This is a genomic window from Clostridium phoceensis, from assembly GCF_001244495.1.
Classification (GTDB): Bacteria; Bacillota; Clostridia; order Oscillospirales; family Oscillospiraceae; genus Lawsonibacter; species Lawsonibacter asaccharolyticus.
Genome location: NZ_LN866274.1, coordinates 789,834 through 814,403 on the forward strand (window position 1 = coordinate 789,834; position 24,570 = coordinate 814,403).

The following is a 24,570-nucleotide window of genomic DNA, read 5'->3' on the forward strand; positions in this document are numbered from 1 at the left end:
CCAAGCCGATGGAGCCCGCCGTATGGCCGGGCAGCTCCAGAACCCGGGCGTCCACACCCCAGGGGGCCAGGCTGTCCCCTTCCCGCAGCTCCACTGTGGGTGTAAAAGGGAGGAACGCCTGGGTCTGGAAGCTGTGACGGGAGAGAGACAGCAGGAGCCGGCCCGCCGGTCCCTGGGCGGACAGGGGCTGAGATTGCTGATCGGTGAGCAGGCCCAGATCCGCCGGATGGAGGGCGGCGGGAACGCCCAGCCGCTCCATGAGCAGGGCGGTGTTCTGAATGTGGTCCAAGTGGCCGTGGGTCAGCACGATCAGCCGCACCCCGGCCCCCAAGCAGGTATCCAGCAGGCGCTCCACGTAGCCGGTGTAGCCGGTGTCCACCAGGACGGCGCCCTCCTCCCCCTGCACCAGATAGCAGTTCACATTGCCGCAGGGGATGCGGCGGATGCCCCTCACAGGACCACCCCCTTGAGGGTGTTCCCCTCCAGCCCCTCCAGCTGTACCTGTACCAGGCAGTTGTGAAGATCCCGGGGACTGGGAGCGGCCACAGCGCAGTAGTGGGCGGTATGGCCCCGCCAGAGACCGCCCTGCTCCTCCTCGAAAAGCACCGGAACGGTCTGCCCCACCCACTGGGACAGATAGGTGTGCTCCATCTCTGCGGCTGTCTCAGCGGCCCGGCGGGCCCGCTCTTCCTTCACGGCGTTGAGGACCTGGCCGGGCATTTTGGCCGCCGGAGTGTCGGGGCGCTTGGAGTAGGGAAAGATATGCATGGCGGCGAAGGCGCACCTATGGAGGAATGTCAGGGTCTGTTGGAACTCCTCCTCCGTCTCACCGGGGAAGCCCACGATCAGGTCTGTGGTAATGGCGGGGCGGTCAAAGTATCCATGGAGCAATTGGACGCTCTCATAATACCGCGCGGAATCATATTTCCGATTCATCCGGGCCAGAACGGCGTCACAGCCGGACTGCATGGACAGATGGAAGTGGGGGCACAGATTGGGCAGGGCGGCCGCCCGGCGGCAGAAGTCAGGGGTGATGGTGCGGGGCTCCAGGCTGCCCAGGCGGATGCGGACCTCTCCGGGCAGGTCCCGGCAGACGGTTTCCAGCAGGTCGATAAGGGTCTGCTCCCCTGGCAGGTCCTGTCCCCAGGAGGAGATCTCAATGCCGGTGAGGACGATCTCCCGATACCCCGCCTCCAGCAGCCGCTCCAGCTCCCGCCGGGTGTCCTGGGGGGAGAGGGAGCGCACTCGCCCCCGGGCGTAAGGGATGATGCAGTAGGAGCAGAAGTTGACGCAGCCGTCCTCGATCTTCAGCATGGCCCGAGTGCGGCCCTCCAGGCCGCCGGCGGGCAGGATCTCAAAGGAGCGGCGGTCGAAGGCGTTGTCCAGGGCGGTGACGGGCTGGCGCTCCTGCCAGGTGCGCTCCAGCAGACCGGCGAAGCCCAGCCGGTCCCCGGTGCCGGACACCAGATCCACCCCCAGGCCGTCCATGGCGTCCGGGTGGGTCTGGGGATAGCAGCCGCACACAGCGATGACAGCGTCGGGGGCGGCCTTGCGGGCCCGGCGGATCATCTGCCGGGATTTCTTGTCACTGACGGCGGTGACAGTGCAGGTATTGATAATATAGGCGTCGGCCTCCCCGTCGAAGGGGACCAGGGTGTGGCCCCGGCCGGTGAGCACCTGTTCCAGGGCCTGGGTCTCATATTGATTCACTTTGCATCCAAGGGTATAAAACGCGATCTTCATGGTCAGGGCACCTCATGTTCCGGCGGAGCGGGGCGGCCGCGCCCATCACGCCGTCTCTGTCTCGTTCAGGTCCTCCACCCGCAGCTCCATCAGCTGCTCCCGGGTGGGGGACTCCAGCTGGGCCACCCGGTCGGACTGGCGGGACACCGCCTTCTCGAACAGGTTGCGTACGTCCCGGGCATTGCCGAAGTTCTCGTCCCGGCCTTCATAGAGGGAGAGAAAGTCCTGCTCCGCCCATTGGGCGGCCTCCGGGGAGAGGACATACCCGTTTTTTTGGCACATGGACTGAAAGATCTCCATGAGCTGGGGACCGGTGTAATCCTCGAAATAAAAATATTTGTTGAAGCGGGACTCCAGGCCGGGGTTGGAGTGGATGAACTTCTCCATCAGACCGGAGTAGCCCGCCGCAATGACGATCAGGTCATCCCGGTGGTCCTCCATGTTTTTCAGCAGGACCTCGATGGCCTCACGGCCGAAGTCGTTGCCGTTCTCCTGGTTGACCAGAGCGTAGGCCTCGTCGATGAACAGCACACCCCCCAGAGCCTTCTGGACGGCCTCCTGGGTCTTGATGGCGGTCTGGCCCACGAAGCCGGCTACCAGGCCGGAGCGGTCCACCTCCACCAGCTGGCCCTTGGAGAGGATGCCGATGGCGTGGTAGATCCTGGCCAGCAGACGGGCTACGGTGGTCTTGCCGGTGCCCGGGTTGCCCAGAAAGACCAGATGGAGAGACATGGGCGAGACGGGCAGGCCCTGCTCCTGGCGCAGCTTCTGCACCTTCACCAGGTTGATGAGACTCTTGACATCCTTCTTCACCCGCTCCAGGCCGCACAGGGCGTCCAGCTCGGCCAGCACCTGGTCCAGGTCCGGGGGAGGGAGAGGCTTGTCCTCCGCCGGGGCGGGCTCCTCTTCCGGTGGAGCGCTGGTCCGGGGCCGGGTGACGAACTCGTCTGCTTTCAGGGCGGGCCGGTCTCCCTCCAGGCCTCCGCACAGGGCCAGCAGGAGGTCGGAGCAGGCATTGACAAAGCCGGCCTCCGGCTCGCTGACCACGTCATCCACCGCAGCAAAGAGCAGCAGGAGCAGTGTCAGCTGGTCAATGAAGGTGCGGGACAGACGGCTGTGGGTGAGGCGGTCATACTCCCGGAGACGGTCAAAAAAGGCGGGGGGCTGGAACTGGTCAAAGCCGGCTACCCCGGTGGCCACCTCCCAGTACAGGGCGGAGGGGGCGGAGGAGCCGTTGGTATAGATGGCGTTGTAGAACTCCACATGACGGGGGGTGATGGAGCTGGCGTTGTCCGCCTGCCACACCCCCAGGGCGCAGCGGCGGAAATAGCCGTCCGCCTCCCCATCGAACCGCGCACGCAGGGCCGGGTCCGCGATGAGCCTGCGGAATGCGGAGACCACCTCATTGTACTGCTTGTGGACGGTAGCTGCGGACATGGTTCCTTTCATAGCGGTCACCTCTTCAGGGTTAGTGGTGCGGGGCCGGGGCCCCAGCGGGCTGACAGATTTCATTATAAGAGGCCGGGCCCCGGCGGTCAAGGGTGAGGGAAGAAAGAAGTAGACATAAAAACGGAGAAAAACAATTATTTCATGGTTTTCCGTTGACGCACCTGTAAATTCACGCTAAAATAGAGACAAGTACCCGGCTGCCAGGCCGCAGGCCGGGCCATCCTGATCCAAGATTAAGGCGGAGGTGCGTGCCATGGCCAGCAGCCCCAAAGATCCCAAGCAGCAGAAGACGAAGCCCATTCGGCGCAACGACGTGATCCACTGTGAAAACTGTGGCGAGGACTACTCCGTCACATATAAGCGGTGCCCGTTCTGCGACGAGCGGCCGGCCAAAAACGGGCGCCCCAGAACAGCGGGTGGCCGCAGAGTGGCCGGCGGAGGCCGGAGCGGCCGGCCGGCCAACCCCCTTCAGGTGGCGGCGCTGGTGGGCTCCCTGGTGCTCATCATCGTGGCCATGTATATTGTCTTCACCTCCCTGGCTCCCCTGTTCAGCAAGGGAGAGGATGATCCCGGCGGGAGCCAGGCAGACCCCGGCGCCTCCACCAGCCAGACCGGTCCTGATGCCTCCAGCACCCCCAGCGGCTCCCAGGGAGACATCTCCCAGCCTGAGCCCGAGCCCCCGGTGACGGTGGATGTGACCTCCCTGACGCTGGATAAGAGCGACTTCACCCTTCAGGCCGGGGAGTCCGCCACCATCCAGGCCGCCGTGGTTCCCGCCGACGCAGAGATCACCTGGAGCAGCAGCGACGAGTCTGCGGCCACCGTCAGCCCGGAGGGCGTGGTGTCCAACGTGAACACCGGCTCCTCCCAGGTGAAGGTGACCATCACCGCCACCGCCGGGGACAAGACGGCGGAATGTGTCGTCTTCTGCCGCGCCGGCGGCGGGGCCGGGTCGTCCTCCTCCGGCACCACCGGAACAGTGACCGGCGCAGGTAGCGGCCTGTTCGTCCGCTCCGGACCGGGCAGCGGCAATGAGGCCATTGCCACCATTCTGGAAGGAAACACCGTTACCATTCTGGAGGACATGGGCAACGGCTGGTACCGGATCAGCTTTATCGGAAGCGGCGGCAGAGCCACAGAGGGCTATGTGTCCAAAGATTATATCAAGGTCTCCTGAACTGCTGTGTTCCGGGCCGTCCCCCAGGGGACGGCCCGGAATTTTTGCAGTTTTCGGCTTGACAAAATAATTAGACAGTTGTAAAATCTAAAAAGACAAACGTCTAATAAAGGGGGAGATGACATGAAGCAGATCTCACGTCTGCCCGACGCGGAGCTGGAGGTGATGCAGGCCCTGTGGGCCGTCCCAGAGTATCCGGCCCGCACCAGCGATCTTGCGGCTCGGCTGGACCGGGACTGGAAAGCGCCCACCCTGCTCAAGCTCCTGTCCCGGCTGGAGGAGCGGGGCTTTGTCCGGGGGGAGAAGGAGGGGCGGTCCAACGGCTACACCCCTCTGGTGAACCGGCCGGACTATCTGGCTGCGGAGAGCCGATCCTTCCTGGAGCGGGTCCACGGCGGTTCCCTGTCCAGCCTGATGGCTGCCCTGTACCCAGAGAAGGAGCTGAGCCGGGAGGACATCGCCGAGCTGGAACGCATCCTGGAGAAAGGGGGAAAATGAGGTGCTGGAGCAACTGACGGCCCTGCTGGCGGCCAGCCTGGGGGGTGGGGCAGCCATCCTGGTGCTGCTGACCCTGGGCCCTCTGCTGACGCGGAAGGTCTCACCGCACTGGCGGTATTGGGCCTGGGCCGTGGTGGCTGTCAGCCTGATGGCCTATCCCATTCTCGGCCCCGTATTGGGGGCCCTCTTTCCCGCTCCCATTCAGCTGGATGTCCCCCAGATGGTGGCTCATGGCGCCTATGACCGGTACAACGCCTATCATTTGGATAACCAGCGGATCGTGGAGGCCGGAGCAGGGGGGACAAATACCTACGTGGGCGGAGAACCAATGTGGTACAGTCATCACGTCCACTATACAGACCGGCAGGGCAGGGAGGTGAGCATCCGGGACAACGACTACCTCCGCACCGTCACTGTGGAGGGGGTGACCTCTTACACCGTCCACTGGACGGGGGTGATCTATGGAGCATATCGGGGGGTGGCCGTCCTCTTTCTCCTGTGGATGGCTGCGGGCTATGGACTGGGCCGCCGGCGACTGCTGCGGTGGAGCACCCCGGCGGGGGAGGAGGATCTGGCCGCGCTGGAGCGGGCCAGGCAGGAGACGGGCTGCCGGAAAAAGGCGTCCCTGTACCGCTGCCCCAAGGCAGGCTCCCCCCTGCTGCTGGGTTTTGCCCACCCGGTGATCCTTCTGCCTGAGACTCTGCAGGAGGGGGGACGGGAGGCCGCCCTGGCCCACGAGCTGACCCACCTGAAGCGGAGGGATACAGGCTATCTGCTCCTGCTGACCTGTGTCCGGTGCATCCATTGGTTTAACCCACTGGTGTGGAACATGGTCCGGACGGCCCGGCGGGACATGGAGCTGTGCTGTGACGATGATCTGCTGGCGGGCCGGGACCAGGAGGCCCGCCGGGCCTACGGCCGGGCGATCCTGGACCAGATGACCGCCGGAAAAGGGGGGAGGACCGGTCTGACTACCGGCTTTACCGGGGACCGGGGAGGGATCTTTCTCCGGTTTCGGGCCATCATGGACACCACGCCAAAGAGGAGGGGACGCCTGCTGCTGGCCTCTGCCTCCATCCTGATCTTCCTGGCCGGGGGACTGGTAAGCTGTGCGCCCGCCGCGGCAGAGAGCAGCGGAGGCGCGTTGGAACTGTCGGGAGCGGACGCGGGACCCGGGGAGATGCTGCCCTTGGAAGAGCGGTTTGAGTCCTACAACCGGGAAAGAGGACGCTCCCTCCCTGTTTCCCGGGGGGAGTGGGCTGGAGAGGTCCGCTACCGCTTTGCCGACCAGGAGCAGGGGGTGGAGGTGCTGGTCGGACTCAGCCCGGGGAAGGGGGACCCCTTTCCTGCGGAGGTCCTGTTCCAGAGGCGGAGCTTTGGCTTCGACATGCCAGTCCTTCCGCTGGCCCAGGGCGGCGCAGAGGGGAGTGCCTCTTTGTCCCTGGCCGACCTGACGGGAGACGGCGTCCCGGAGCTGGTGTACATCTGGGGCGGCGGCGGGACCGGCGCCTGGGAGGACAACTGCCGGGTATTCGACCTGTCTACCGGGGAGGAGTACCCCATCATCCTGGACCCGGAGCTGATGCTCTCCCAGGTGCGGGCGGAGCGGCTGGAACGGCGGGAAGATCATCTCATTTATCAGGTCACCGGCCCCGGCGGTCAGTCGGGGGAAGCAGCCCTGTGGTGCCCCGAGTCTGACCAGGAGCCGGAAGGGGGACCAGCCCTGGGGCAGATCAGCCTGATCCGGATGAACGAAACGGGGGATGCGCTGGAGTGGACCGCCTCCCTGACGCTGGAGGGCCCGCCGGTCCTGTACGGGAACAGCCTGGGTGAGCTGACGGCGGTGCTGGAGTTCTCCCCCTCCCTGCGGGCGTTCACAGCGGCACCGCCCTGGGGGATGGTGCTCTACCCCCTGGAATAACACAAAATTTTTAAGGGGAGGGCCCTGGACGGGGGCCCTCCCCTTGTATTTGCCCCCAAATTACGGTATGATATCCCTTGATGCAAAGACCACAAAGGAGGGTTTTTTATGCGGGACGGATTTATCAAAGTGGCAGCGGGCACCCCGAAGATCCGGGTGGCGGACTGCCGCTATAACGCGGAACAGATCTTTACCATGATGCGGGAGGCGGACAAGCAGGGCGTCAAGGTCCTCTGCCTGCCGGAGCTGTGCCTCACCGGCTATACCTGTGGGGACCTGTTTTTGCAGGACACCCTGCTGTGTGGGGCGGAGGAGGGGCTTCAGACCATCCTGGAGGCCACTCGAAACTTGGATATGGTGACCGTGCTGGGCCTGCCGGTGCGGTGCAAATGGGACAACAAGCTGTATAACTGCGCCGCAGTCATCCAGAGCGGCGAGATCCTGGGACTGGTGCCCAAGACCTATCTGCCCAATTACGGGGAGTTTTATGAACAGCGGTGGTTTGCCTCCGGAGCGGGTGTGGAGACCAGTGTGGACCTGTGCGGGGAGACCGTGGACATGGACGCCGCGGGGCTCTTTGCCTGTGAGACAGTGCCCAACCTGGTCCTGGGCGTGGAGATCTGTGAGGACCTGTGGGCCACCGAGCCCCCCTCCGCCCGGCTGGCCCGGGGCGGGGCTACGGTGATCCTGAACCTGTCGGCCTCCAACGAGCTGGTGGGCAAGTCTGGATACCGCCGCAATCTGGTGGTGGGGCAGTCAGGGCGCCTGGTGTGCGGATATGTGTACGCCGATGCTGGGGAAGGAGAGTCCACCACCGACCTGGTGTTCACCGGCCACAACATGATCGCCGAGAACGGTGCCCTGCTGGCGGAGCGGCGCTTTGCCACGGGGCTCACCATCAGCGAGATCGATGTGGACCGGCTGGCCTATGAACGCCGCCGGATGACCACCTTCAACGGCCAGAGACAGGCGGATCTCTGGCGGGCCTCCTTCTCCCTGCCCCTGGAGGAGACACGGCTCACCCGGGCGGTCTCTCCCGCCCCCTTCGTCCCCGCTGATGCGGAGGACCGGGCGGAGCGGTGCAATGAAATTTTGAAAATTGCGGCCCTGGGCCTGAAAAAGCGTTTGGAGCATACCGGGGCCAGGACGGCGGTGGTGGGCCTGTCCGGCGGGCTGGACTCCACCCTGGCCATTCTGATCACCGCAGTGGCTATGAAGCTGCTGGACCGCCCGGCCAGCGATATCATCGCGGTGACCATGCCCTGCTTCGGAACCACCGACCGTACCCGGGATAACGCCGTGGAGCTGGCCGAGCGCCTGGGGGCCACCCTGAAGCGCATCGACATCGGCAGCGCGGTAAAGGTCCACTTCAAGGACATCGGCCAGTCCATGGAGGACCACTCGGTGACCTTCGAGAACGGCCAGGCCCGGGAGCGGACCCAGGTGCTCATGGACATCGCCAATCAGAACGGCGGGCTGGTCATCGGCACCGGCGACCTGTCCGAGCTGGCCTTGGGCTGGGCCACCTACAACGGGGATCACATGTCCATGTATGGGGTCAACGCAGGCATCCCAAAGACTCTGGTGCGCCATCTGGTGGCCTTCGTCTCCGACGACAAGGGCAGCGAGGACCCACGCCTGTCCGCCGTACTGGACGACATCCTGGACACCCCAGTCTCCCCGGAGCTGCTGCCCGCCATCGAGGGGAAGATCAGTCAAAAGACGGAGGACCTGGTGGGCCCCTATGAGCTCCACGACTTCTTCCTGTACTACGCCATCCGCTGGGGTTTCCCTCCCAGAAAGGTGTTCCGTCTGGCGGAGCACGCCTTGGGCCGGACCTACGACCGGGCCACCATCCTGAAGTGGCTGAACAGCTTCTACCGCCGGTTCTTCACTCAGCAGTTTAAACGTTCCTGCCTGCCAGACGGCCCCAAGGTGGGCTCTGTCACCCTGTCCCCCCGGGGCGACTGGCGGATGCCCAGCGATGCGGTGGCGGCGCTGTGGCTGGAGGAATTGGAGGGCCTGGAGTAAGAGCTCTCCCGATCCGCCGGCCGCCGCGGCCGGGGCACCGCGGGGGCCGAGCCGGGCGGGCCGCACTTTGCTGAAAAATTTATGGAGAGGACGTTGATCTGTTGAACCTTTATTTGGACCTGTTTCTGACCTTTGCCAAGGTGGGAGTGTGTACCTTCGGCGGTGGCTACGCCATGCTGCCCATCCTCCAGCGGGAGGTGGTGGAGAAAAAGGGCTGGGTCACAGAGGAGGAAGTCACTGACTACTTTGCCATCGGACAGTGCACTCCGGGCATCATCGCCGTCAACACATCGGTTTTTATCGGCCACCGTCAGCGGGGGGTCCCAGGAGGAATTGCCGCCGCCCTGGGAGTGGTGTTTCCCAGCTTTGTGGTCATCACCATCATAGCCGCATTCCTCACAAAATTTGCGACCTATCCGGTGGTTCAGCACGCCCTGGCGGGCATCAATGCCGCAGTGGTGGCACTGATTGCAGTCAGCGTGCTCAAGCTGGGAAAGACAAATTTGAGGGGGAGACCCGCAGTATGCATCTTTTTGGGAGTTCTGGTGCTGGGAGAGCTGTCCGGGCTGCTGGCTGTGGACCCGGCCACCCCGCTGGGAGCGGTGCTGGATCTCCTCTCCAATCCTGCATTCCTTGTGGTGGCAGCCGGAGCGACAGGCTGGCTGCTGGGCCGGGTGAAGCTCCCATCCCAAGGAGGTGAGGACAGATGATCCTGCTGCGCCTCTTTTATGAGTTTTTTAAGACTGGTCTGTTCTCTGTGGGCGGGGGTATGGCCACGATTCCCTTTCTGCAGCATATGGGGGAGACCACCGGCTGGTTCACGAATCAGGATCTGACTACTATGATCGCGGTTTCCGAGTCCACACCGGGCCCGCTGGGGGTGAACATGGCCACCTATGTTGGCTACCAGACCGCTGGAGTCCCCGGGGCGCTTGTGGCAACGCTGGGGGTGATCACGCCGGGGGCCATACTGATCCTGATAATTGCGGGATTTTTGCAGAAGTTTCGGAGCAACCGGAGCGTGGAGGCGGTGTTTGCCGGGCTGCGTCCCGCCTCCACTGCGCTGATCGCGGCAGCGGGCCTGAGTGTGGCGTATTCAGTTTTTACGGCATCAGACGCCCTCTCACCGAACAGCTTTCCGGCCATTCAGTGGACAGCGGTGGTGCTGACGCTGGCGATGTTCGCGGCAATGAAGTGGACGCCCCTGAAAAAACTTCACCCTATCGCCTTTATTGCGGCAGGAGCGGCAGCCGGCATTTTACTTCAGCTCTAAACGAAAAAAGTGTCCTCTTCCCATGGCGGGAAGAGGGCACTTTCTTATTCCGCCTCTTCATCGGCGGACAGGGACTCATAGTTCAGATCCGACAGGGTCCGGGCCTTATCGGCTGAGATGAGGAAGAGGTCGCAGCCGGGGGCGGGTGCCTCCAGGGCGGCGTAGACGTAGCTGCCATCCTCGGTCTGGCCGCCGATGGCCAGGGTGAAGGTCTCGCCGGAGGTCAGGGAGACGGTGAGAAGGGAGGCGCCGTCCATGCCGCAGGCGGACAGCTCCTCCTGGTCCGCCTTAAAAGCGGAGCAGCTGTCCAGGTATAGGGTGGACAGGTCGTACAGCCAGTCCTCCAGCCCGACGGCCCCCTCGGGCAGCGGCTGCCCGTCCAGCGACCATAGGGTGATCTCCTCCGTCTCCGTGGTGGTCTCATAGATGGGCTCCCCGTTCTCGTCGGTCTCGCCGGTTTCGGTCTCCGCCTCCGTCTCCCGGGTCTCCACAGCGGAAGTCAGCTGGCGGACAGTGCCGTCGCTCAGCTCCAGCTGGGCGGAGGTGATGTTCTTCTCGTCCAGGTCAGGCAGCTGGGGCAGCTCCATCAGGTCCAGCAGTTCGCTGTCCAGGGAGGAGGTGATGGAGCCGTCCACCGTGTAGACCTCCGTCCCCCCGTCGAGCATGGCGTACCGGTGGCTGCCCCCAGGGTCCAGGCTGCCCAGAAGCAGGGTGGTGGACTCCCCGGAATCAGTGCGGGCGGTGAGGGTGTAGGCGGGCTCCTCCAGGCCGTAGTCAGCCAGTGCATCGGGTTCCGGAATGATCCGCTCCGCCTTCAGGGCGGCCAGGTCCTCTCGGAGGGCGTCCAGCTCCGTGCCGTTCACCGGGAACTCGCTGTCCCCGTCCCAGGTCCAGCCCGTCTCCTCCAGGGTGAAGGAGAGGGGGCCGTCCCCGGAATCAAAGGAGAGGGCGGTGACATCGCTGAGCTGGAGCACATAGTCGGCCTGGGCGGCCTCCCGCTCCTCCTCCCCCGCGTTCCAGACCCGCAGGGCGGCGTAGGCGCCCAGCCCGACGGCGAGGACACCGGCGAGAGCCAAAAGCTGTTTTGTCTGTCGGTTCATCACAGTTTCCTCCGCTTGATCCAGTAGGCCAGGCCGCCGATCAGGACCCCCAGGGGGATGACGGCCAGATAGAGGGTGCTCCACATGCCCGGGTTGAGAACGGTGTTATAGGTGATCTCCAGGCTCTTGGCGGGGATGGAGATGGCGGAGATGTCCTCCATGCCGGAGGTGGCCGCGTTGAGGAAGATGTCCAGGTTCACCATGCTGGGGTTGAAGGTGAGGATGCTCTGGTCCACCACGCTCTCGGTGGTGAAGACGGTGAGGCGGGCGGTGCCGCCGTCGGTCTCCTCCTCCGCCTGGGCGCCCAGGATATAGGTGCCGGTCTGCCCGCCGGCGTCGGAGTAGCCGCTCTCCGTGGTGGTCATGAAGGGGGTCACGGTGATGGTGTCACGGACCGGATCGCACTGGGTCATGCCGTGGGCGCCGTAGATCAGAGTCAGGTCGTCGTCCCCGAACTGAGCAGTGATGGGGCTGGAGGCGGACAGGGTGGCGCTGAAGTAGAAGCGGCCGTATTGGGCATAGTACCGGGCGGTGTCCCCGATATAGCCCTGGGCCATGGCGAGGCCGTAGTCGGCGAGGATGGCATTGAAGTTGGCCAGGTCCGTGCGGGTCAGCAGGATCATCACCTGGCCGCCCCCCTCCAGGTAGTCCCGGACCATCTGGGCCTCGTCGGCGGACAGGTCGGTCTGGGGCTGGTTGAAGACCAGAAGGGAGCAGTCGTCAGGCACCCCGTTGTCCAGCAGGAGGCTGACGGTGGAGGTAGACAGGTTGGCCTTGCTGATGGCGTCGGTGACCGAGCCGCCCAAGGCGCTCTCCCCGTGGTTTTCGGCGAGATAGAGGATGTGGCTGTTGTCTGAGGTGACGTAGTCCACCGCGGAAGTGAGCTGCCCCTCGGCGTCGAACTCGGAATAGGTATAGGTGCCATAGGTGTAGTAGGACATGAGATCGGCCACCAAAATGTCGGAGAAGGGGACCACCCGCTGCCTGCCGGTGTCGGCACAGCGGACCACGACAGTGTTCTGGTCTGCCTCATACTCCGTCAGGGCGGAGGGGTGCTCCACAGGGTCCACGAAGGAGAGGGAGAGATGGCCGGACAGGGCGGCATAGTTGTGCAGAAATTTGGTGATGCGCTGGTCCGTGGTGTCCTCGCTGGCCAGGACGACCAGCTCCACGTCCCGCTCCAGGGCGGAGAGGTAGTCCACAGAAGTGTCGCTGACGGTGTAGAGACTGTTGTCCGAGATGTCCCGCTCCACCAGGTCAGAGGGCAGCTGCCCCACCACCAGGTTGACCACCACGGCGATGGCCAGCACCACCGCAGTGGTAGCGGCGGAGGTGATCCCCTTCCGGCGCTGGAGGACCTGCACGGTGAGGAAGACGAAGACGGCCGCCATGGACAGATAGAGCAGCAGTCCCCCCAGATCGAACACGCTGTAATAGGCGAAGTTGTCCAGCACGCCCTGGAAGTCGAAGCTGGAGAGGAGCTGGGCCAGGGAGTCGGGGAGAAAGGACACCAGATCGGTCCACAGGTAGAGGACCAGCAGCGCGGCAAAGGTGCCCACGGCGGCGATGATCTGGCTCTCGGTGAGGGCGGAGACGAACATGCCTACGGCGATGTACACGCAGCCCATGCAGAAGAAGGCCAGGATAGCGGCGTAGTCCGCCGTCAGAGTGGCGGAGCCGTTCATGGCGATGATGAGCGGGCAGAAGCAGATCAGCAGGATGGGGACCAGCAGCACGGTGACCATGGCCAGATATTTGCCCAGGACGATGCCGGTGAGGGAGACGGGGGAGGTGAGCAGCAGCTGGTCGGTCTTGCCCCGCCGGTCCTCCGCCATGGAGCGCATGGTGAGGATGGGAACGGCCACCATGAAGATGATGGTGCAGCTGAGCAGGACATAGCCGAAGGAGGGGTAGCCGCCGAACAGGTTGTAGGCCATGAAGTAGATGCCTACAAAAAAGATGAGGATGGCGATGAACACATACCCCACCATGGAGGTGAAATAGGAGCGCAGCTCCCGCTTGTAGACCGCAGTCATGGCTCCGCCTCCTCTCCGTGTTCCGTGATGGCTGTCTCCGGAGCGGGAGCGGGCTCCGGCTCCGCCGAATCTCTGCGCCCGAAGGGGCGCCTGCGGCCGCCGGCCTGTCCGGCGGCGGAGGCGTCGGAGGTCAGCTCCAGGAAGATCTGCTCCAGGGACAGGGACTCCCGCCTCATCTCCAGGATCGGCAGGTCCGCCCCCGCACAGGCGCGGAAGACGGCCTCCCTGGGATCGGCCCCCTCCGCGGGAGTCAGGCGCAGCAGGGCGGCGCCCGCCTCCCCGCAGGGCAGCGGCGCCACCTCCGCTACGCCGGGGACGCCGGAGAGCAGGACCCGGCCTTCCTCCGGGGCGGCCTTGAGCAGCAGGGTGATGGCAGGGGTGCCTGCCAGCTCCCGCTCCAGCTGGGCCGGAGTGCCCTGGGCCACCAGCCGGCCGTGGTGGATGATAAAGATGTGGTCGCAGACCTCCTGGACCTCGGAGAGGATGTGGGAGCTGAGGATCACAGTGTGCTCCTGGGCCAGCTCCCGGATCAGGGCGCGGATCTCCAGGATCTGCTTGGGGTCCAGGCCTACAGTGGGCTCATCCAGGATCAGGATGTGTGGAAAGCCGATCAGCGCCTGGGCCAGCCCCACCCGCTGGCGGTAACCCTTGGACAGGTTGCGGATCAGCCGGCCGGACACGTCGGCGGTCCGGGTCATCTCCAGGATGCGGTCCAGCTGAGCGGCCCGCTCCCCCCTGGGGATCCGCTTGAGCCCGGCGGCGAACTCCAGATACTCCCGCACCGTCATGTCCACATAGAGGGGCGGCTGCTCCGGCAGATAGCCGATGCAGGCCTTGGCCCCCGCCGGGTCCTGAGTCACACTGTGGCCGTCTACCCGGACCTCCCCTTCAGTGGGGGCGAGATAGCCGGTCATCATATTCATGGTGGTGGATTTCCCGGCGCCGTTTGGGCCCAGGAAGCCGCAGACGCAGCCCTTCTCCACTGTGAAGCTCAGGTGGTCCACCGCCAGATGGCCGCCGTACCGCTTCACCAGATTTTCTACTTCGATCACGGTCTAACCTCCCGTTCCAAATCAAAGATCAGGAACAGGATAACACCCAAAGCTGAAAGAAACCTGAAAGGCTGGCCGAAATTTTGTAAACATTTTGGGAACAAAAAGGGCGCGTCCCGGAACGAAAGTGTCCCAGGACGCGCTGAGAGCGGGAAGGGGCTGTCCAGGCAGGCTCAGCCCAGATAGGTGAGCACCGCCGTCTGGGCGGGGGTGTCTTGGGTCAGCTCCAGGACGTTGCCCTCATAGCGCACCACGCCGCTCTGAAGGGCGAGGAAATCCTCCACCGGACCGATGACCTCGTAGCCGAAGTCCTTGCCGCGGTAGTGCATGGGAACGACCACCCGGGGCTTGAGCTGGTCCACTACCGCCTTGGCCTGGCCGGCATCGATGGTGTAGAAGCCGCCCACCGGGATGAGCAGAGCGTCCAGACCGGACAGGGCCTCTGCCTGCTCCGGTGTCAGGCCGCAGCCCAAGTCTCCTAGATGGGCCACCCGAAGCCCCTCGGCGGAAAAGATGCGCATGGTGTTCGGGCCCCGCTTGGCGCCCTGAACCTCGTCGTGCCAGGTGGCCAGCTCTTCCACCTCCACGGCACAGGGCTTCCCGCTGAGGGCCACCGCGGCCCGGTTGCCGTGGTCCCGGTGCTCGTGGCTGCAATAGACGGCGTCAGCCTCCAGATGGAGGGGGGACAGACCGGGGACGGAGCCGTCCTCATAGGGGTCGATGACAAGGGTGCCCGCCTCAGTGGCCAGGGTGAAGCAGGAGTGGCCGTTCCAGATCAATTTCATTTCAAAATACCTCCTGATATGGGTTTGGATGGGCAAAATATGGAGAGGAATAATAAAATTATAGCACGCTTTTCTCCGTTTGAAAACAGAAAATCCAGGAGGCCCTTCTTTGAAGGCGGAAAAAGGCGGGAAGGCAGCTGCTGATGGGCGGATGGGCAGGGGAAGCGGCAGGTTGAGGGGAAGGAAAAGAAAACAAGGAGAGGAAAAAACAGAGAATCGGGAAAAAGAGAACGAAAATGCGCATAGAAGAACTTCAAAATTGCACTTGAAGCTATTTTGGGGGAAATTTTGATTTTTTTGCATTTTTTCGACCAAATTACAGTTGAATTTCCGGGCGAATTGGAATACAATGATAGCCGAAACGCGAGGTGGACCCATTGCTGAACATCGTATTGGTAGAGCCGGAGATCCCCCAGAACTGCGGGAACATTGCCCGGACCTGCGCCGCCACCCGCAGCCGCCTCCACCTGATCCGCCCTCTGGGGTTCGACATCAGTGAGAAGGCGGTGCGCCGGGCCGGGCTGGATTACTGGCCCATGGTGGACCTGCGGGTCTACGACGGACTGGAGCAGTTTTTTACCGAGCATCCCGCTCCCGACCTCTGGCTGGCCACCACCAAGGCGCCCCGAAGCTATGACCAGGCCCAGTTCCGGGATGGCTGCTACCTGTTCTTTGGCAAGGAGACTGCGGGCCTCCCCCTGGGCTTTCGGGAGGAGTACAGGGAGCGGTGCATCCGCATCCCTATGCGCCCTGACGCCCGCAGCCTGAACTTGGCCAACTCTGTGGCAGTGGTGGCCTACGAGGCCCTGCGCCAGCTGGGCTTTCCCGGGCTGTCCGGGCAGGGCGAGATGGCGGAGGGGCTGTGACCTGTTTATTTCCCTTTCCCACGCCTGACGAGAAAGAAAGGAGCTCATAGAAGAATGAACTACAACAAGAAGACAGTGCGCGACATCGATGTGGCGGGCAAAAAGGTGCTGCTGCGGTGCGACTTCAACGTGCCCATGGCCAAGGACGGCAGCGGCGTCATCACCGACGACAAGCGCATCCGTGCCGCCCTGCCCACCATCCAGTATCTGCTGGAGCAGAACGCTGCGGTGGTCGCCTGCTCCCACATGGGCAAGCCCAAGGGCGAGGTCAAGCCCGAGCTGTCTCTGAAGCCGGTGGCCGCCCGCCTGAGCGAGCTGCTGGGCAAGCCGGTCATCATGGCGGAGGACGTGGTGGGCCCCGATGCCCTGGCCAAGGCCGCCGCCCTGAAGCCCGGCGAGATCCTGCTGCTGGAAAATACCAGATTTGAGCCCGGCGAGACCAAGAACGACCCCGCCCTGGCCAAGGCCATGGCCTCTCTGGCCGACGTGTACGTGTCCGACGCCTTCGGCGCGGTCCACCGCGCCCATGCCTCCACCGCCGGCGTGGCCGACTACCTGCCCGCTGTGTCCGGCTTTCTCATCCAGAAGGAGCTGGAAGTTATCGGCGGCGCCCTGGCCGATCCCAAGCGCCCCCTGGTGGCCATCCTGGGCGGCTCCAAGGTATCCAGCAAGATCGGGGTCATCAACAACCTGCTGGAGATCGCCGACACCATCATCATCGGCGGCGGCATGGCCTACACCTTCTCCGCCGCCCAGGGCGGCAAGGTGGGGGACTCCCTGCTGGAGGCCGATTGGGAGAGCTACGCCAATGAGATGGTCCAGAAAGCGGCGGCTAAGGGCGTGAAGCTGCTTCTGCCGGTGGACACCGTGTGCGCCGACGCCTTTGCACCCGACGCCAACAGCCAGGTGGTCAAGGCCGGGGAGATTCCCGACGGCTGGCAGGGCCTGGACATCGGACCCGAGACCGTGAAGCTGTACTGCGGCGCCGTAGCCGGCGCGGGCACAGTGATCTGGAACGGCCCTATGGGTGTGTTCGAGTTCCCCGCCTTTGCCAAGGGGACTGAGGCGGTGGCCGAGGCTCTGTCAAAGACGGACGCCATCACCATCATCGGCGGCGGCGACTCCGCGGCCGCAGTGCAGCAGCTGGGCTATGCCGACAAGATGACCCACATCAGCACCGGCGGCGGCGCCAGCCTGGAATTCATGGAGGGCAAAGAGCTGCCCGGCGTAGCCTGCCTGCTGGATAAATAAAGAACTGCCCGGGCAGCTCCGGGGACCCGCGCGAGCCCAGCGAAATGGGGATGGGCTTTCACCGGCAGGCGAAAGTGAAAAATATGGCGCATGCTTTGACGACGCTGAGATACAGGAAAGAGGGATCGTGCATGAACAAAAAAATGAGAAATATCCTTCTGACCATTCTGGGGGGCCTTCTTGTAGTGATGCTTTTAAGTTTTGCGGCGTAGTGCGGGACAAATCACAGCTGGGAAGCCAAGATCCGGGCAGACTAGGCTCAAGTGTGTAACAAACTAGGAAGAGAAGGAAAAATAGAAAGGGGCTTTACCGCCATGAACAGAAGATATCGCAAGACCATTATTGCCGGAAACTGGAAGATGAACAACACCCTCTCCCAGACCAAGCAGTTCGCCGAGGAGATCAAGCCCATTATGCCCCGGGGAAAGTGGTGCAACGTGGTCCTGTGCGTCCCGGCCGTCAATATCACCACCGCCGTCCGCCTGTTCAAGGACTGCCACATCGCCATTGGCGCGGAGACCTGCCACTATGAGGACCACGGCGCCTATACCGGTGAGATCACTGCGGAGATGATCAAGGAGGCGGGGGCCAAGTATGTTATCATTGGCCACTCTGAGCGCCGCCAGTACTACAACGAGACCGACTTCACCGTCAATAAGAAGGTCCACGCCGCCCTGGAGGTGGGGCTGAACCCCATCGTCTGTGTGGGCGAGAGCCTGGAGCAGCGGGAGCTGGGAGTGACCATGGAGCTGATCGCCTATCAGGTGAAGGCTGCCTTGGCCGGCGTGCCCGCCGACAAGATGCGCCATGTGGTCATCGCCTATGAGCCTCTGTGGGCCATCGGCACCGGCAAGACCGCCACCGCCGAGCAGGCTGGTGAGGTGTGCCAGGCTATCCGTGCTGTCATCCGCAAGCTGTACGGCGCCCATGTGGCCCGCTCCGTCACCATCCAGTACGGCGGCTCCATGAACGCCAAGAACGCCGCCGAGCTGCTGGCCCAGCCCGACGTGGATGGCGGCCTGATTGGCGGAGCCTCCCTGAAGCCTGCGGACTTCGTGGAGATCATCAACGCGGCAAACCAGGAGTAAGCGAGCCGTCCACGCCGGATGGGTCCCCAACGAAAGCCCAGCGCAGCGGGTTTTGTTGGGAGAGGCGGAGCGGGGGAGCGGCAGGCATTTTGCCTCTCCCCATCCCGCACCATCGAAACACACGGAGAGGAAGACACGGAACGCGGAGCGGGAGCCCGCTCTTCATGCCCCTTCCCTCTGGATTCTCTCAAGAAAGGGTTTCTATGAAAACACCAACAACTTTGATCATCATGGACGGCTTTGGCCTGGGCCCCAAATATCCGGGCAATGCGGTGGAAAATACGCCGAAGCCCCATCTGGAGAATATCTTCAAGGAGTGTCCCGGGTGCCGCCTGTCTGCCTCCGGCCTGGACGTGGGCCTGCCTGAGGGGCAGATGGGCAACAGCGAGGTGGGCCACACCAACATCGGCGCGGGCCGGGTGGTATTCCAGGACCTGCCCCACATCAGCCGGGACATCGACAGCGGGGAGTTCTTCAAGAACCCTGCCTATTTGGAGGCCATGGAGCACTGCCGGGAATGGGGGACCGCCCTGCACCTGATGGGCCTGCTGTCCGACGGCGGCGTCCATAGCCACATCACCCACCTGTTCGCCCTGGTAAAGATGGCCAAGGAGCAGGGGCTGGAGAAGGTGTATGTCCACTGCTTCCTGGATGGCCGCGACGTGCCCCCCAGCTCTGGAAAGAGCTATGTGGAGCAGCTCCAGGCCAAGCTGGATGAGCTGGGCACCGGCAGGATCGCCACCGTCATGGGCCGCTACTACGCCATGGACCGGGACAAGCGGTGGGACCGGGTGCAGCGGGCCTATGATGCCATCGCCCTGGGGGAGGGGATCTTTGAGGAGGACCCCGCCGCCGCTGTCCAGAAGTCCTATGACTCCGGCGTCACCGACGAGTTCATGGAGCCGGTGGTCTGCGCCAAAGGGGCTCAGATCCGGGACAACGACTCCATCATCTTCTACAACTTCCGCCCCGACCGGGCCCGGGAGATCACCCGCTGCTTTGTGGATGAGGACTTTCAGGATGTGGAGCGGAAAAAGGGCTTCGTCCCGGTGGATTTTGTCTGTACCACCGAGTACGACGCTACCATGCCCAATGTGACGGTGGCCTACCCCCGGCAGAAGCTGGAGAACATCTTCGGCGAGTATATCAGCAAGCTGGGGCTGACCCAGCTGCGCATCGCTGAGACGGAGAAGTATGCCCACGTCACCTTCTTCTTCAACGGCGGCGTTGAGACGGTCTTTCCCGGGGAGGACCGGGTGCTCATCGCTTCCCCCAAGGTAGCTACCTACGACCTCCAGCCGGAGATGAGCGCCTATCAGGTGACGGAGGAGGCGGTCAAGCGCATCGAGAGCGGAGCCTATGATGTCATCATCCTGAACTTTGCCAACTGCGACATGGTGGGCCACACCGGCGTGTATGAGGCTGCCTGCAGGGCGGTGACTGCCGTGGACGAGTGCGTGGGCCGGGTGGTGGAAGCCACCTCCCGCATGGGCGGCGTCTCTCTCATTACCGCCGACCACGGCAATGCCGAGCGGATGGCGGACGAGGATGGGGAGCCCTTCACCGCCCACACCACCAACCTGGTGCCCTTCTATATCGTGGGGGCCAGCGTCCGCCTGCGGGACGGCCGTCTGGCCGATATCGCCCCCACCATGCTGGACCTGATGGGCCTGGAAAAGCCCAAGGAGATGGACGGGGAGACTTTGATCGTCAACTGACGGACTGGGCCCCCGCTGGACCGATGCACCGGTGCGGAGCTGCTGCACAGGGCATATACGCTCCGGGCGGGAGGACCCGCCCATAAAAGAAAAAAGGAGACTGATTATCATGAAGCAGATCATTGAGATCGTAGACGTTTTGGGCCGCGAGATCCTGGACAGCCGGGGCAACCCCACCGTGGAGGTGGAGGTCTACCTGGAGGACGGCACTGTGGGCCGCGCTGCGGTCCCTTCCGGCGCCTCCACAGGCATCTATGAGGCCTGCGAGCTGCGGGACGGCGACAAGGGCCGTTACCAGGGCAAGGGCGTGGTGACCGCGGTGAACAACGTGAATACCGAGATCGCTGAGGCCCTCATCGGCACCAACGTGCTGGACCAGGTGGCCATCGACAAGATGCTCATCGACCTGGATGGCACTCCCAACAAGAGCCGCCTGGGCGCCAACGCCATCCTTGGCGCCTCCCTGGCCTGCGCCAAGGCCGCGGCAGAGAGCCTGGGTGTCTCCCTGTACAGCTACATCGGCGGGACCAACGCTAAGATGCTGCCTGTGCCCATGATGAACATCCTAAACGGCGGTGCCCATGCCACCAACAACGTGGAGATCCAGGAATTCATGATCATGCCCGTGGGGGCCCCCAGCTTCCATGAGGCTCTGCGCATGTGCACTGAGGTGTTCCACACTTTGAAGAACACCCTGAAGGAGAACGGCACCCCCGCCGCCGGCGTGGGCGACGAGGGCGGCTACGCCCCCAACCTGAAGAAGGACGAGGATGCCCTGAAGGTCATCGTGAAGGCCATCGAGGAGGCCGGCTACAAGCCCGGTGAGGACTTCAAGATCGCCATCGACGCCGCCTCCTCCGAGTGGTGGGACGAGGAGCAGAAGTGCTATATCCAGCCCAAGTCCGGCAAGAAGCTGACCCAGCAGCAGCTGGTGAACATGTGGAAGAAGTTTGCCGACACCTACCCCATCGTCTCCCTGGAGGACGGCATGGCCGAGACCGACTGGGAGGGCTGGGCTATGCTGACCCGTGCCATCGGCGACAAGGTCCAGCTGGTGGGCGACGACCTGTTCGTCACCAACGTGGAGCGCCTGGCCACCGGCATCGAGAAGAAGGTGGGCAACTCCATCCTCATCAAGGTCAACCAGATCGGCACCCTGACCGAGACCCTGGATGCCATCCAGATGGCAAACCGGGCCGGCTACACCGCCATCGTGTCCCACCGCTCCGGGGAGACCGAGGATACCACCATCGCCGACATCTCCGTGGCTACCAACGCCGGCCAGATCAAGACCGGGGCCCCCAGCCGCACCGACCGCGTGGCCAAGTACAACCAGCTGCTCCGCATCGAGGAGGAGCTGGGCGACATCGCGGAGTACCCCGGCATGAAGGCGTTCTTCAACTTGAAGTAAGTTTTCAAATTTTGCTGCAAAGCCGCCCAATCGGGCGGCTTTGCTCTTCCTGTCGTCCAGCTCCTGGGGGCCCCATCGCAGATGGGGCGCGCCGTGCACTGGGAAGCGGCGACGGCCTTCCAGTCCCTTCTGTGCCGCCGGACTGTACTTTTTGTTCCGGCTGTGGTATGATGCAGCAAGACCATTGAAGAAAAGGAAGGACCGCTATGTACATCGACCCCACCGTCTACCAGGGACGCCCCTCCGATGACCGTATCCCCCAGGAGCTGGCTGTCTACGACAAACTGGAAGAGCTGGGCATCTCCTTCACCCGGGTGGATCACGACCATGCCGACACCATGGAGGACTGCCTGCTCATCGAGCGGACCCTGGGGGCCCGCATCTGCAAGAACCTGTTTCTGTGCAACCGGCAGCAAACTGACTTTTACCTGCTGATGATGCCGGGGGACAAGCCCTTCAAGACCAAGGACCTCTCCCCGCTGCTGGGCTGCTCCCGACTCTCTTTTGCCGGCCCGGAGCATATGGAGCGCCTGCTGCGCACCATCCCCGGCTCGGTGAGCGCCCTGGAGCTGATGTTCGATACGCAGGCACAGGTACGGCTGGTCATCGACCGGGACCTGCTGAAGGACCGGTATCTCAGCGGACACCCGGGGATCTCCACCTCCACCCTGTGCCTGGAGCGGGAGGAGATGATCCGCTTCGTGGAGGCCACCGGCCATACCCCCACCTATCTGGACCTGCCGGACCCGCGCCTGTCGGAGCAGGGCGGAGGTCTGTAACGAAATCGTAGCCGTTTTGTCTCTCTTTGCCACCGGTTTGCAAACCTTTCGCAACCCCTTTTTCCCCTGGCTCTGGTATGATGGAGGCAGAAGGAAAAAGGGGCTTTCCTTTTGCCCCGAGCCATGCTGGAAGAGAGGAGAATCAGGATGAAGAAGACCCGCGTATGGCCCGCCCTGCTGGCGGCCCTGGTGATCCTGGCGGGATGCGCCGCCGCTCCGCCGGAGGAGAGCGATCCGCCGACAGAGGAGTTCGTCTTTACCCGGGAGAATATGCCCCGGCTCAACGGGTCCACCTCCGCCGTCCCCCTGGCGGAGGCGGTGTGCTCCGTCCTGCTGGGAGAGAGCCGGGAAGAGGTGGCCGATCTGGTCCAGTTCTCCCGCACCACCGCCTCCTATGAGGCACTTATGGCGGGGGAGGCCGACCTGCTGCTGGCCGGCGAGCCAGAGCAGGCGGTGATGGAGCGGCTGGAGGCGGGGGACCGGTGGCTCCTGACCCCCTTCGCCACCGACGCACTGGTCTTTGTAGTCAACGCGGACAACCCGGTGAACGGCCTGACCACGGAGCAGCTCCAAAAGATCTATACCGGGGAGATCACCAACTGGAGCCAGGTGGGGGGCGAGGACCGGGACATCATCCCCTTCCAGCGCAACCCGGAGGCAGGGAGCCAGGCCCTGATGAAGAAGCTGGTGATGGACGGCCTGGAGATGATGGAGCCTCCGGTGGACTACACGGCGGGCTCCATGTCCTCTCTGCTGGAGGGGGTGCGGCAGTATGACAACAGCCCCGCCGCCATCGGCTACACCGTCTACTACTATGCCCACGATATGGAGATGGCCCAGGGACTGAAGCTGCTCTCCATCGACGGGACTGCCCCCAGCCCGGACACCATCCGCAGCGGGGAATATCCTTTCCTCAATCCTTACTACGCTGTCATGGACAAGGACGAGGCGGAGGACAGCCCCGCCCGCATCCTCTACGACTGGCTGCTGGGAGAGGAGGGCCAGTCCCTGGTGGCCCAGGAGGGCTATGTGTCCATTCTGGAACAGGAGGGGTGAATATGAGAGGGCGCGGCGCGGCCTGGGTCCTGGCCCTGGTGCTGCTGGCGGGGTGCGCCCCCGCCCCGGCGGCGGAGCCCCCGGAGGAGCCGGAGGTCCGGGTGCGGACCCACTGGGAGGCTCTGGAGACCCGGGCGGGGTCCCTCCCCGACGTGGAGACTCCGTGGCCGGGCGGGATCGGGGAGGATCTGATCCCCGGGGAGGACTACGGCCCCCTCTACCCCTATGCGGGGACAGTCATCAATGCGGCAGAGTGGGAGGGGGGTCCCTTTCGCTATGACAGTTTGACCTACGGCCTGATGACCCGGGCGGGGGAGCTGGTGACGGAGTCGGTGTACACCCGGGTGGAGGTCCCTACCTATTACGACAGAGAGGGGACGGATGTCTTTCTCCCCCTGCTGGTGCTGAAAAAGTCGGTGGGAGAGGGAGGCTGGCCCTATGGGGACGGCACCCTTTTGGCGGTGGCCGCCCGGGACGGCAGCTGGCGCACCCCCGCCCGGTGGTGGACCTATGCCGCCGGGGCGGAGGGCCTGATCCTCTACGGGCCGGAGGGGTGCTGCTGGCTGGGCACGGACGGGACCGTCCAGGGGGAGTGGCCCTGGGAGGAGCTGGTGGCCGTTCCGGAGATGGCGGCCGAGGTGATGAACTGGGAGCGGCTGATGTTCGAGCCGACCTGGCGGGATGACTTGGTGTGGATGGGCTGGACCGACGAGAGCCGGAGCCGGAATCGGCTGCTGGACCTGTCTCTGGGCCGGGTGCGGGAGGAGGAGCCGGGGGAGTGGCGTGCCATCCAGGACACCTGGCTCGTGGGCCGGGGGGAGGGCTACACCTACTTTGACGGGGAGGACACCTTCGATGGCAGCTGCACCCGCCTGGAGATCGGCGGACAGATCTGTGAGATCCCCTACGGCGGCACCGAGCTCTACTGCACCCTGAAGCGGGGCCTGCTCTTTTTCAATGACAGCAGCTCCCGGCAGAGCTCTCCGTCCGGGGCGGTCTACCGCCTGGACGGCATGCCGGTGGTGGAGGCCGGGACCTATACATCCATCTCCCTCGTGCGGGACGAGATGGGGGAGGAGGGGCCCGTCCTGCTGATGGGGGAGCGGACTGACGGGAGCTGTGACCTGCTGGATGAGGACGGAGCGCTGTGGATGGAGGATGTGCCCTCCTATACTTACCCTTACCTTACAGGTGAGATCCTGCAGCTGGAGGAGAAGGTCTCCGGCCGGCAGGTGGTGAGCTGCTATGACACAAGGACGGGAGAGCTCCTCTACCGCCGCACTCTGGGCCTGGGGGACGACCAGCAGGAGCCCTTGGAGGACTGGTGAGCCTTGAC

Annotated in this window: 22 protein-coding genes; 15 read left to right on the forward strand and 7 right to left on the reverse strand. The window is 63.9% G+C overall.

Annotated features, from left to right (window positions below; genetic code table 11):
• The 3 genes from BN1969_RS04645 to BN1969_RS04655 form a co-directional block, all read right to left on the reverse strand.
• On the reverse strand, positions 1-454 hold a 454-nt coding region (locus tag BN1969_RS04645), incomplete at its 3' end, for an MBL fold metallo-hydrolase (protein WP_050623238.1).
• Positions 451-1,743, reverse strand: a complete 1,293-nt coding sequence (gene mtaB, locus BN1969_RS04650) for a tRNA (N(6)-L-threonylcarbamoyladenosine(37)-C(2))-methylthiotransferase MtaB (RefSeq protein WP_050623239.1) — start codon at positions 1,741-1,743, stop codon at positions 451-453. The genes BN1969_RS04645 and mtaB, both read right to left, overlap by 4 nt.
• A gap of 45 nt (positions 1,744-1,788) precedes the next feature.
• Positions 1,789-3,192: an AAA family ATPase gene (locus BN1969_RS04655; protein WP_050623240.1), complete on the reverse strand. Its 1,404-nt coding sequence runs from the start codon at positions 3,190-3,192 to the stop codon at positions 1,789-1,791.
• A 253-nt stretch (positions 3,193-3,445) separates the two neighbouring features.
• Between BN1969_RS04655 and BN1969_RS04660 the strand changes: the two genes are divergently transcribed.
• The 6 genes from BN1969_RS04660 (at position 3,446) to BN1969_RS04685 (ending at position 10,092) form a co-directional block, all read left to right on the forward strand.
• Positions 3,446-4,369: an SH3 domain-containing protein gene (locus BN1969_RS04660; protein WP_050623241.1), complete on the forward strand. Its 924-nt coding sequence runs from the start codon at positions 3,446-3,448 to the stop codon at positions 4,367-4,369.
• Between the two features lie 123 nt (positions 4,370-4,492).
• A complete protein-coding gene (locus BN1969_RS04665) occupies positions 4,493-4,867 on the forward strand; it encodes a BlaI/MecI/CopY family transcriptional regulator (RefSeq protein WP_050623242.1) in 375 nt (124 codons plus the stop codon).
• A 1-nt stretch (position 4,868) separates the two neighbouring features.
• Entirely contained in the window at positions 4,869-6,788 is a 1,920-nt protein-coding gene (locus BN1969_RS04670; RefSeq protein WP_050623243.1) for a M56 family metallopeptidase, read from the forward strand.
• Positions 6,789-6,896: 108 nt separating this feature from the next.
• Positions 6,897-8,819, forward strand: a complete 1,923-nt coding sequence (locus tag BN1969_RS04675; RefSeq protein WP_050623244.1) for an NAD(+) synthase — start codon at positions 6,897-6,899, stop codon at positions 8,817-8,819.
• A gap of 101 nt (positions 8,820-8,920) precedes the next feature.
• Positions 8,921-9,529 carry a chromate transporter gene (locus BN1969_RS04680; protein ID WP_050623245.1) on the forward strand — a complete coding sequence of 203 codons (609 nt, stop codon included), beginning with the start codon at positions 8,921-8,923 and terminating at the stop codon, positions 9,527-9,529.
• Positions 9,526-10,092, forward strand: a complete 567-nt coding sequence (locus BN1969_RS04685; protein WP_050623246.1) for a chromate transporter — start codon at positions 9,526-9,528, stop codon at positions 10,090-10,092. The genes BN1969_RS04680 and BN1969_RS04685 overlap by 4 nt, the downstream gene beginning before the upstream one ends.
• A 44-nt stretch (positions 10,093-10,136) precedes the next feature.
• On the opposite strand, the gene BN1969_RS04690 is transcribed toward BN1969_RS04685, so the two are convergent.
• The 4 genes from BN1969_RS04690 to BN1969_RS04705 all read right to left on the reverse strand — a co-directional run bounded on the left by BN1969_RS04690 (position 10,137) and on the right by BN1969_RS04705 (position 15,065).
• Positions 10,137-11,192 carry a DUF4340 domain-containing protein gene (locus tag BN1969_RS04690; RefSeq protein WP_050623247.1) on the reverse strand — a complete coding sequence of 352 codons (1,056 nt, stop codon included), beginning with the start codon at positions 11,190-11,192 and terminating at the stop codon, positions 10,137-10,139.
• Positions 11,192-13,228 carry a DUF7088 domain-containing protein gene (locus tag BN1969_RS04695; RefSeq protein WP_077138693.1) on the reverse strand — a complete coding sequence of 679 codons (2,037 nt, stop codon included), beginning with the start codon at positions 13,226-13,228 and terminating at the stop codon, positions 11,192-11,194. The genes BN1969_RS04690 and BN1969_RS04695 overlap by 1 nt, the downstream gene beginning before the upstream one ends.
• The gene (locus tag BN1969_RS04700) at positions 13,225-14,280 is read right to left on the reverse strand and encodes an ABC transporter ATP-binding protein (RefSeq protein ID WP_077138694.1); all 1,056 of its coding nucleotides are present in this window, start codon (positions 14,278-14,280) and stop codon (positions 13,225-13,227) included. Before BN1969_RS04700 ends, BN1969_RS04695 begins: the two co-directional genes overlap by 4 nt.
• Positions 14,281-14,453: 173 nt before the next feature.
• Complete coding sequence (locus tag BN1969_RS04705; protein ID WP_050623248.1) at positions 14,454-15,065, reverse strand: MBL fold metallo-hydrolase; 612 nt, start codon at positions 15,063-15,065, stop codon at positions 14,454-14,456.
• Between the two features lie 109 nt (positions 15,066-15,174).
• Between BN1969_RS04705 and BN1969_RS04710 the strand changes: the two genes are divergently transcribed.
• The 9 genes from BN1969_RS04710 to BN1969_RS04750 all read left to right on the forward strand — a co-directional run bounded on the left by BN1969_RS04710 (position 15,175) and on the right by BN1969_RS04750 (position 24,562).
• Complete coding sequence (locus BN1969_RS04710; protein WP_050623249.1) at positions 15,175-15,357, forward strand: hypothetical protein; 183 nt, start codon at positions 15,175-15,177, stop codon at positions 15,355-15,357.
• A gap of 85 nt (positions 15,358-15,442) precedes the next feature.
• Positions 15,443-15,931, forward strand: coding sequence for a tRNA (cytidine(34)-2'-O)-methyltransferase (locus tag BN1969_RS04715; protein WP_050623250.1), 489 nt, complete (start codon positions 15,443-15,445; stop codon positions 15,929-15,931).
• Between the two features lie 54 nt (positions 15,932-15,985).
• Positions 15,986-17,182, forward strand: coding sequence for a phosphoglycerate kinase (locus tag BN1969_RS04720; protein ID WP_050623251.1), 1,197 nt, complete (start codon positions 15,986-15,988; stop codon positions 17,180-17,182).
• Positions 17,183-17,496: 314 nt separating this feature from the next.
• Positions 17,497-18,270, forward strand: a complete 774-nt coding sequence (gene tpiA, locus BN1969_RS04725) for a triose-phosphate isomerase (protein ID WP_050623252.1) — start codon at positions 17,497-17,499, stop codon at positions 18,268-18,270.
• A gap of 203 nt (positions 18,271-18,473) precedes the next feature.
• Positions 18,474-19,988, forward strand: coding sequence for a 2,3-bisphosphoglycerate-independent phosphoglycerate mutase (gpmI, locus tag BN1969_RS04730; RefSeq protein ID WP_050623253.1), 1,515 nt, complete (start codon positions 18,474-18,476; stop codon positions 19,986-19,988).
• 109 nt (positions 19,989-20,097) lie between these two features.
• On the forward strand, positions 20,098-21,399 hold the full coding sequence (gene eno / locus BN1969_RS04735; RefSeq protein WP_050623254.1) for a phosphopyruvate hydratase: 1,302 nt from the start codon (positions 20,098-20,100) through the stop codon (positions 21,397-21,399).
• 206 nt (positions 21,400-21,605) lie between these two features.
• On the forward strand, positions 21,606-22,178 hold the full coding sequence (locus BN1969_RS04740; RefSeq protein ID WP_050623255.1) for a prolyl-tRNA synthetase associated domain-containing protein: 573 nt from the start codon (positions 21,606-21,608) through the stop codon (positions 22,176-22,178).
• 147 nt (positions 22,179-22,325) lie between these two features.
• Entirely contained in the window at positions 22,326-23,234 is a 909-nt protein-coding gene (locus BN1969_RS04745; protein WP_050623256.1) for a PstS family phosphate ABC transporter substrate-binding protein, read from the forward strand.
• Between the two features lie 2 nt (positions 23,235-23,236).
• Positions 23,237-24,562: a hypothetical protein gene (locus BN1969_RS04750; RefSeq protein ID WP_050623257.1), complete on the forward strand. Its 1,326-nt coding sequence runs from the start codon at positions 23,237-23,239 to the stop codon at positions 24,560-24,562.
• The last annotated feature ends 8 nt before the right edge of the window (positions 24,563-24,570 follow it).

What these genes read in the sequence shown, in the direction of transcription:
- mtaB (WP_050623239.1), bottom strand. Translation starts at nt 1,743, where the DNA reads ATGAAGATCGCGTTTTATACCCTTGGATGCAAAGTGAATCAATATGAG.
- BN1969_RS04655 (WP_050623240.1), bottom strand. Translation starts at nt 3,192, where the DNA reads ATGAAAGGAACCATGTCCGCAGCTACCGTCCACAAGCAGTACAATGAG.
- BN1969_RS04660 (WP_050623241.1), top strand. Translation starts at nt 3,446, where the DNA reads ATGGCCAGCAGCCCCAAAGATCCCAAGCAGCAGAAGACGAAGCCCATT.
- BN1969_RS04665 (WP_050623242.1), top strand. Translation starts at nt 4,493, where the DNA reads ATGAAGCAGATCTCACGTCTGCCCGACGCGGAGCTGGAGGTGATGCAG.
- BN1969_RS04675 (WP_050623244.1), top strand. Translation starts at nt 6,897, where the DNA reads ATGCGGGACGGATTTATCAAAGTGGCAGCGGGCACCCCGAAGATCCGG.
- BN1969_RS04685 (WP_050623246.1), top strand. Translation starts at nt 9,526, where the DNA reads ATGATCCTGCTGCGCCTCTTTTATGAGTTTTTTAAGACTGGTCTGTTC.
- BN1969_RS04690 (WP_050623247.1), bottom strand. Translation starts at nt 11,192, where the DNA reads ATGAACCGACAGACAAAACAGCTTTTGGCTCTCGCCGGTGTCCTCGCC.
- BN1969_RS04695 (WP_077138693.1), bottom strand. Translation starts at nt 13,228, where the DNA reads ATGACTGCGGTCTACAAGCGGGAGCTGCGCTCCTATTTCACCTCCATG.
- BN1969_RS04705 (WP_050623248.1), bottom strand. Translation starts at nt 15,065, where the DNA reads ATGAAATTGATCTGGAACGGCCACTCCTGCTTCACCCTGGCCACTGAG.
- BN1969_RS04720 (WP_050623251.1), top strand. Translation starts at nt 15,986, where the DNA reads ATGAACTACAACAAGAAGACAGTGCGCGACATCGATGTGGCGGGCAAA.
- tpiA (WP_050623252.1), top strand. Translation starts at nt 17,497, where the DNA reads ATGAACAGAAGATATCGCAAGACCATTATTGCCGGAAACTGGAAGATG.
- gpmI (WP_050623253.1), top strand. Translation starts at nt 18,474, where the DNA reads ATGAAAACACCAACAACTTTGATCATCATGGACGGCTTTGGCCTGGGC.
- eno (WP_050623254.1), top strand. Translation starts at nt 20,098, where the DNA reads ATGAAGCAGATCATTGAGATCGTAGACGTTTTGGGCCGCGAGATCCTG.
- BN1969_RS04740 (WP_050623255.1), top strand. Translation starts at nt 21,606, where the DNA reads ATGTACATCGACCCCACCGTCTACCAGGGACGCCCCTCCGATGACCGT.
- BN1969_RS04745 (WP_050623256.1), top strand. Translation starts at nt 22,326, where the DNA reads ATGAAGAAGACCCGCGTATGGCCCGCCCTGCTGGCGGCCCTGGTGATC.
- BN1969_RS04750 (WP_050623257.1), top strand. Translation starts at nt 23,237, where the DNA reads ATGAGAGGGCGCGGCGCGGCCTGGGTCCTGGCCCTGGTGCTGCTGGCG.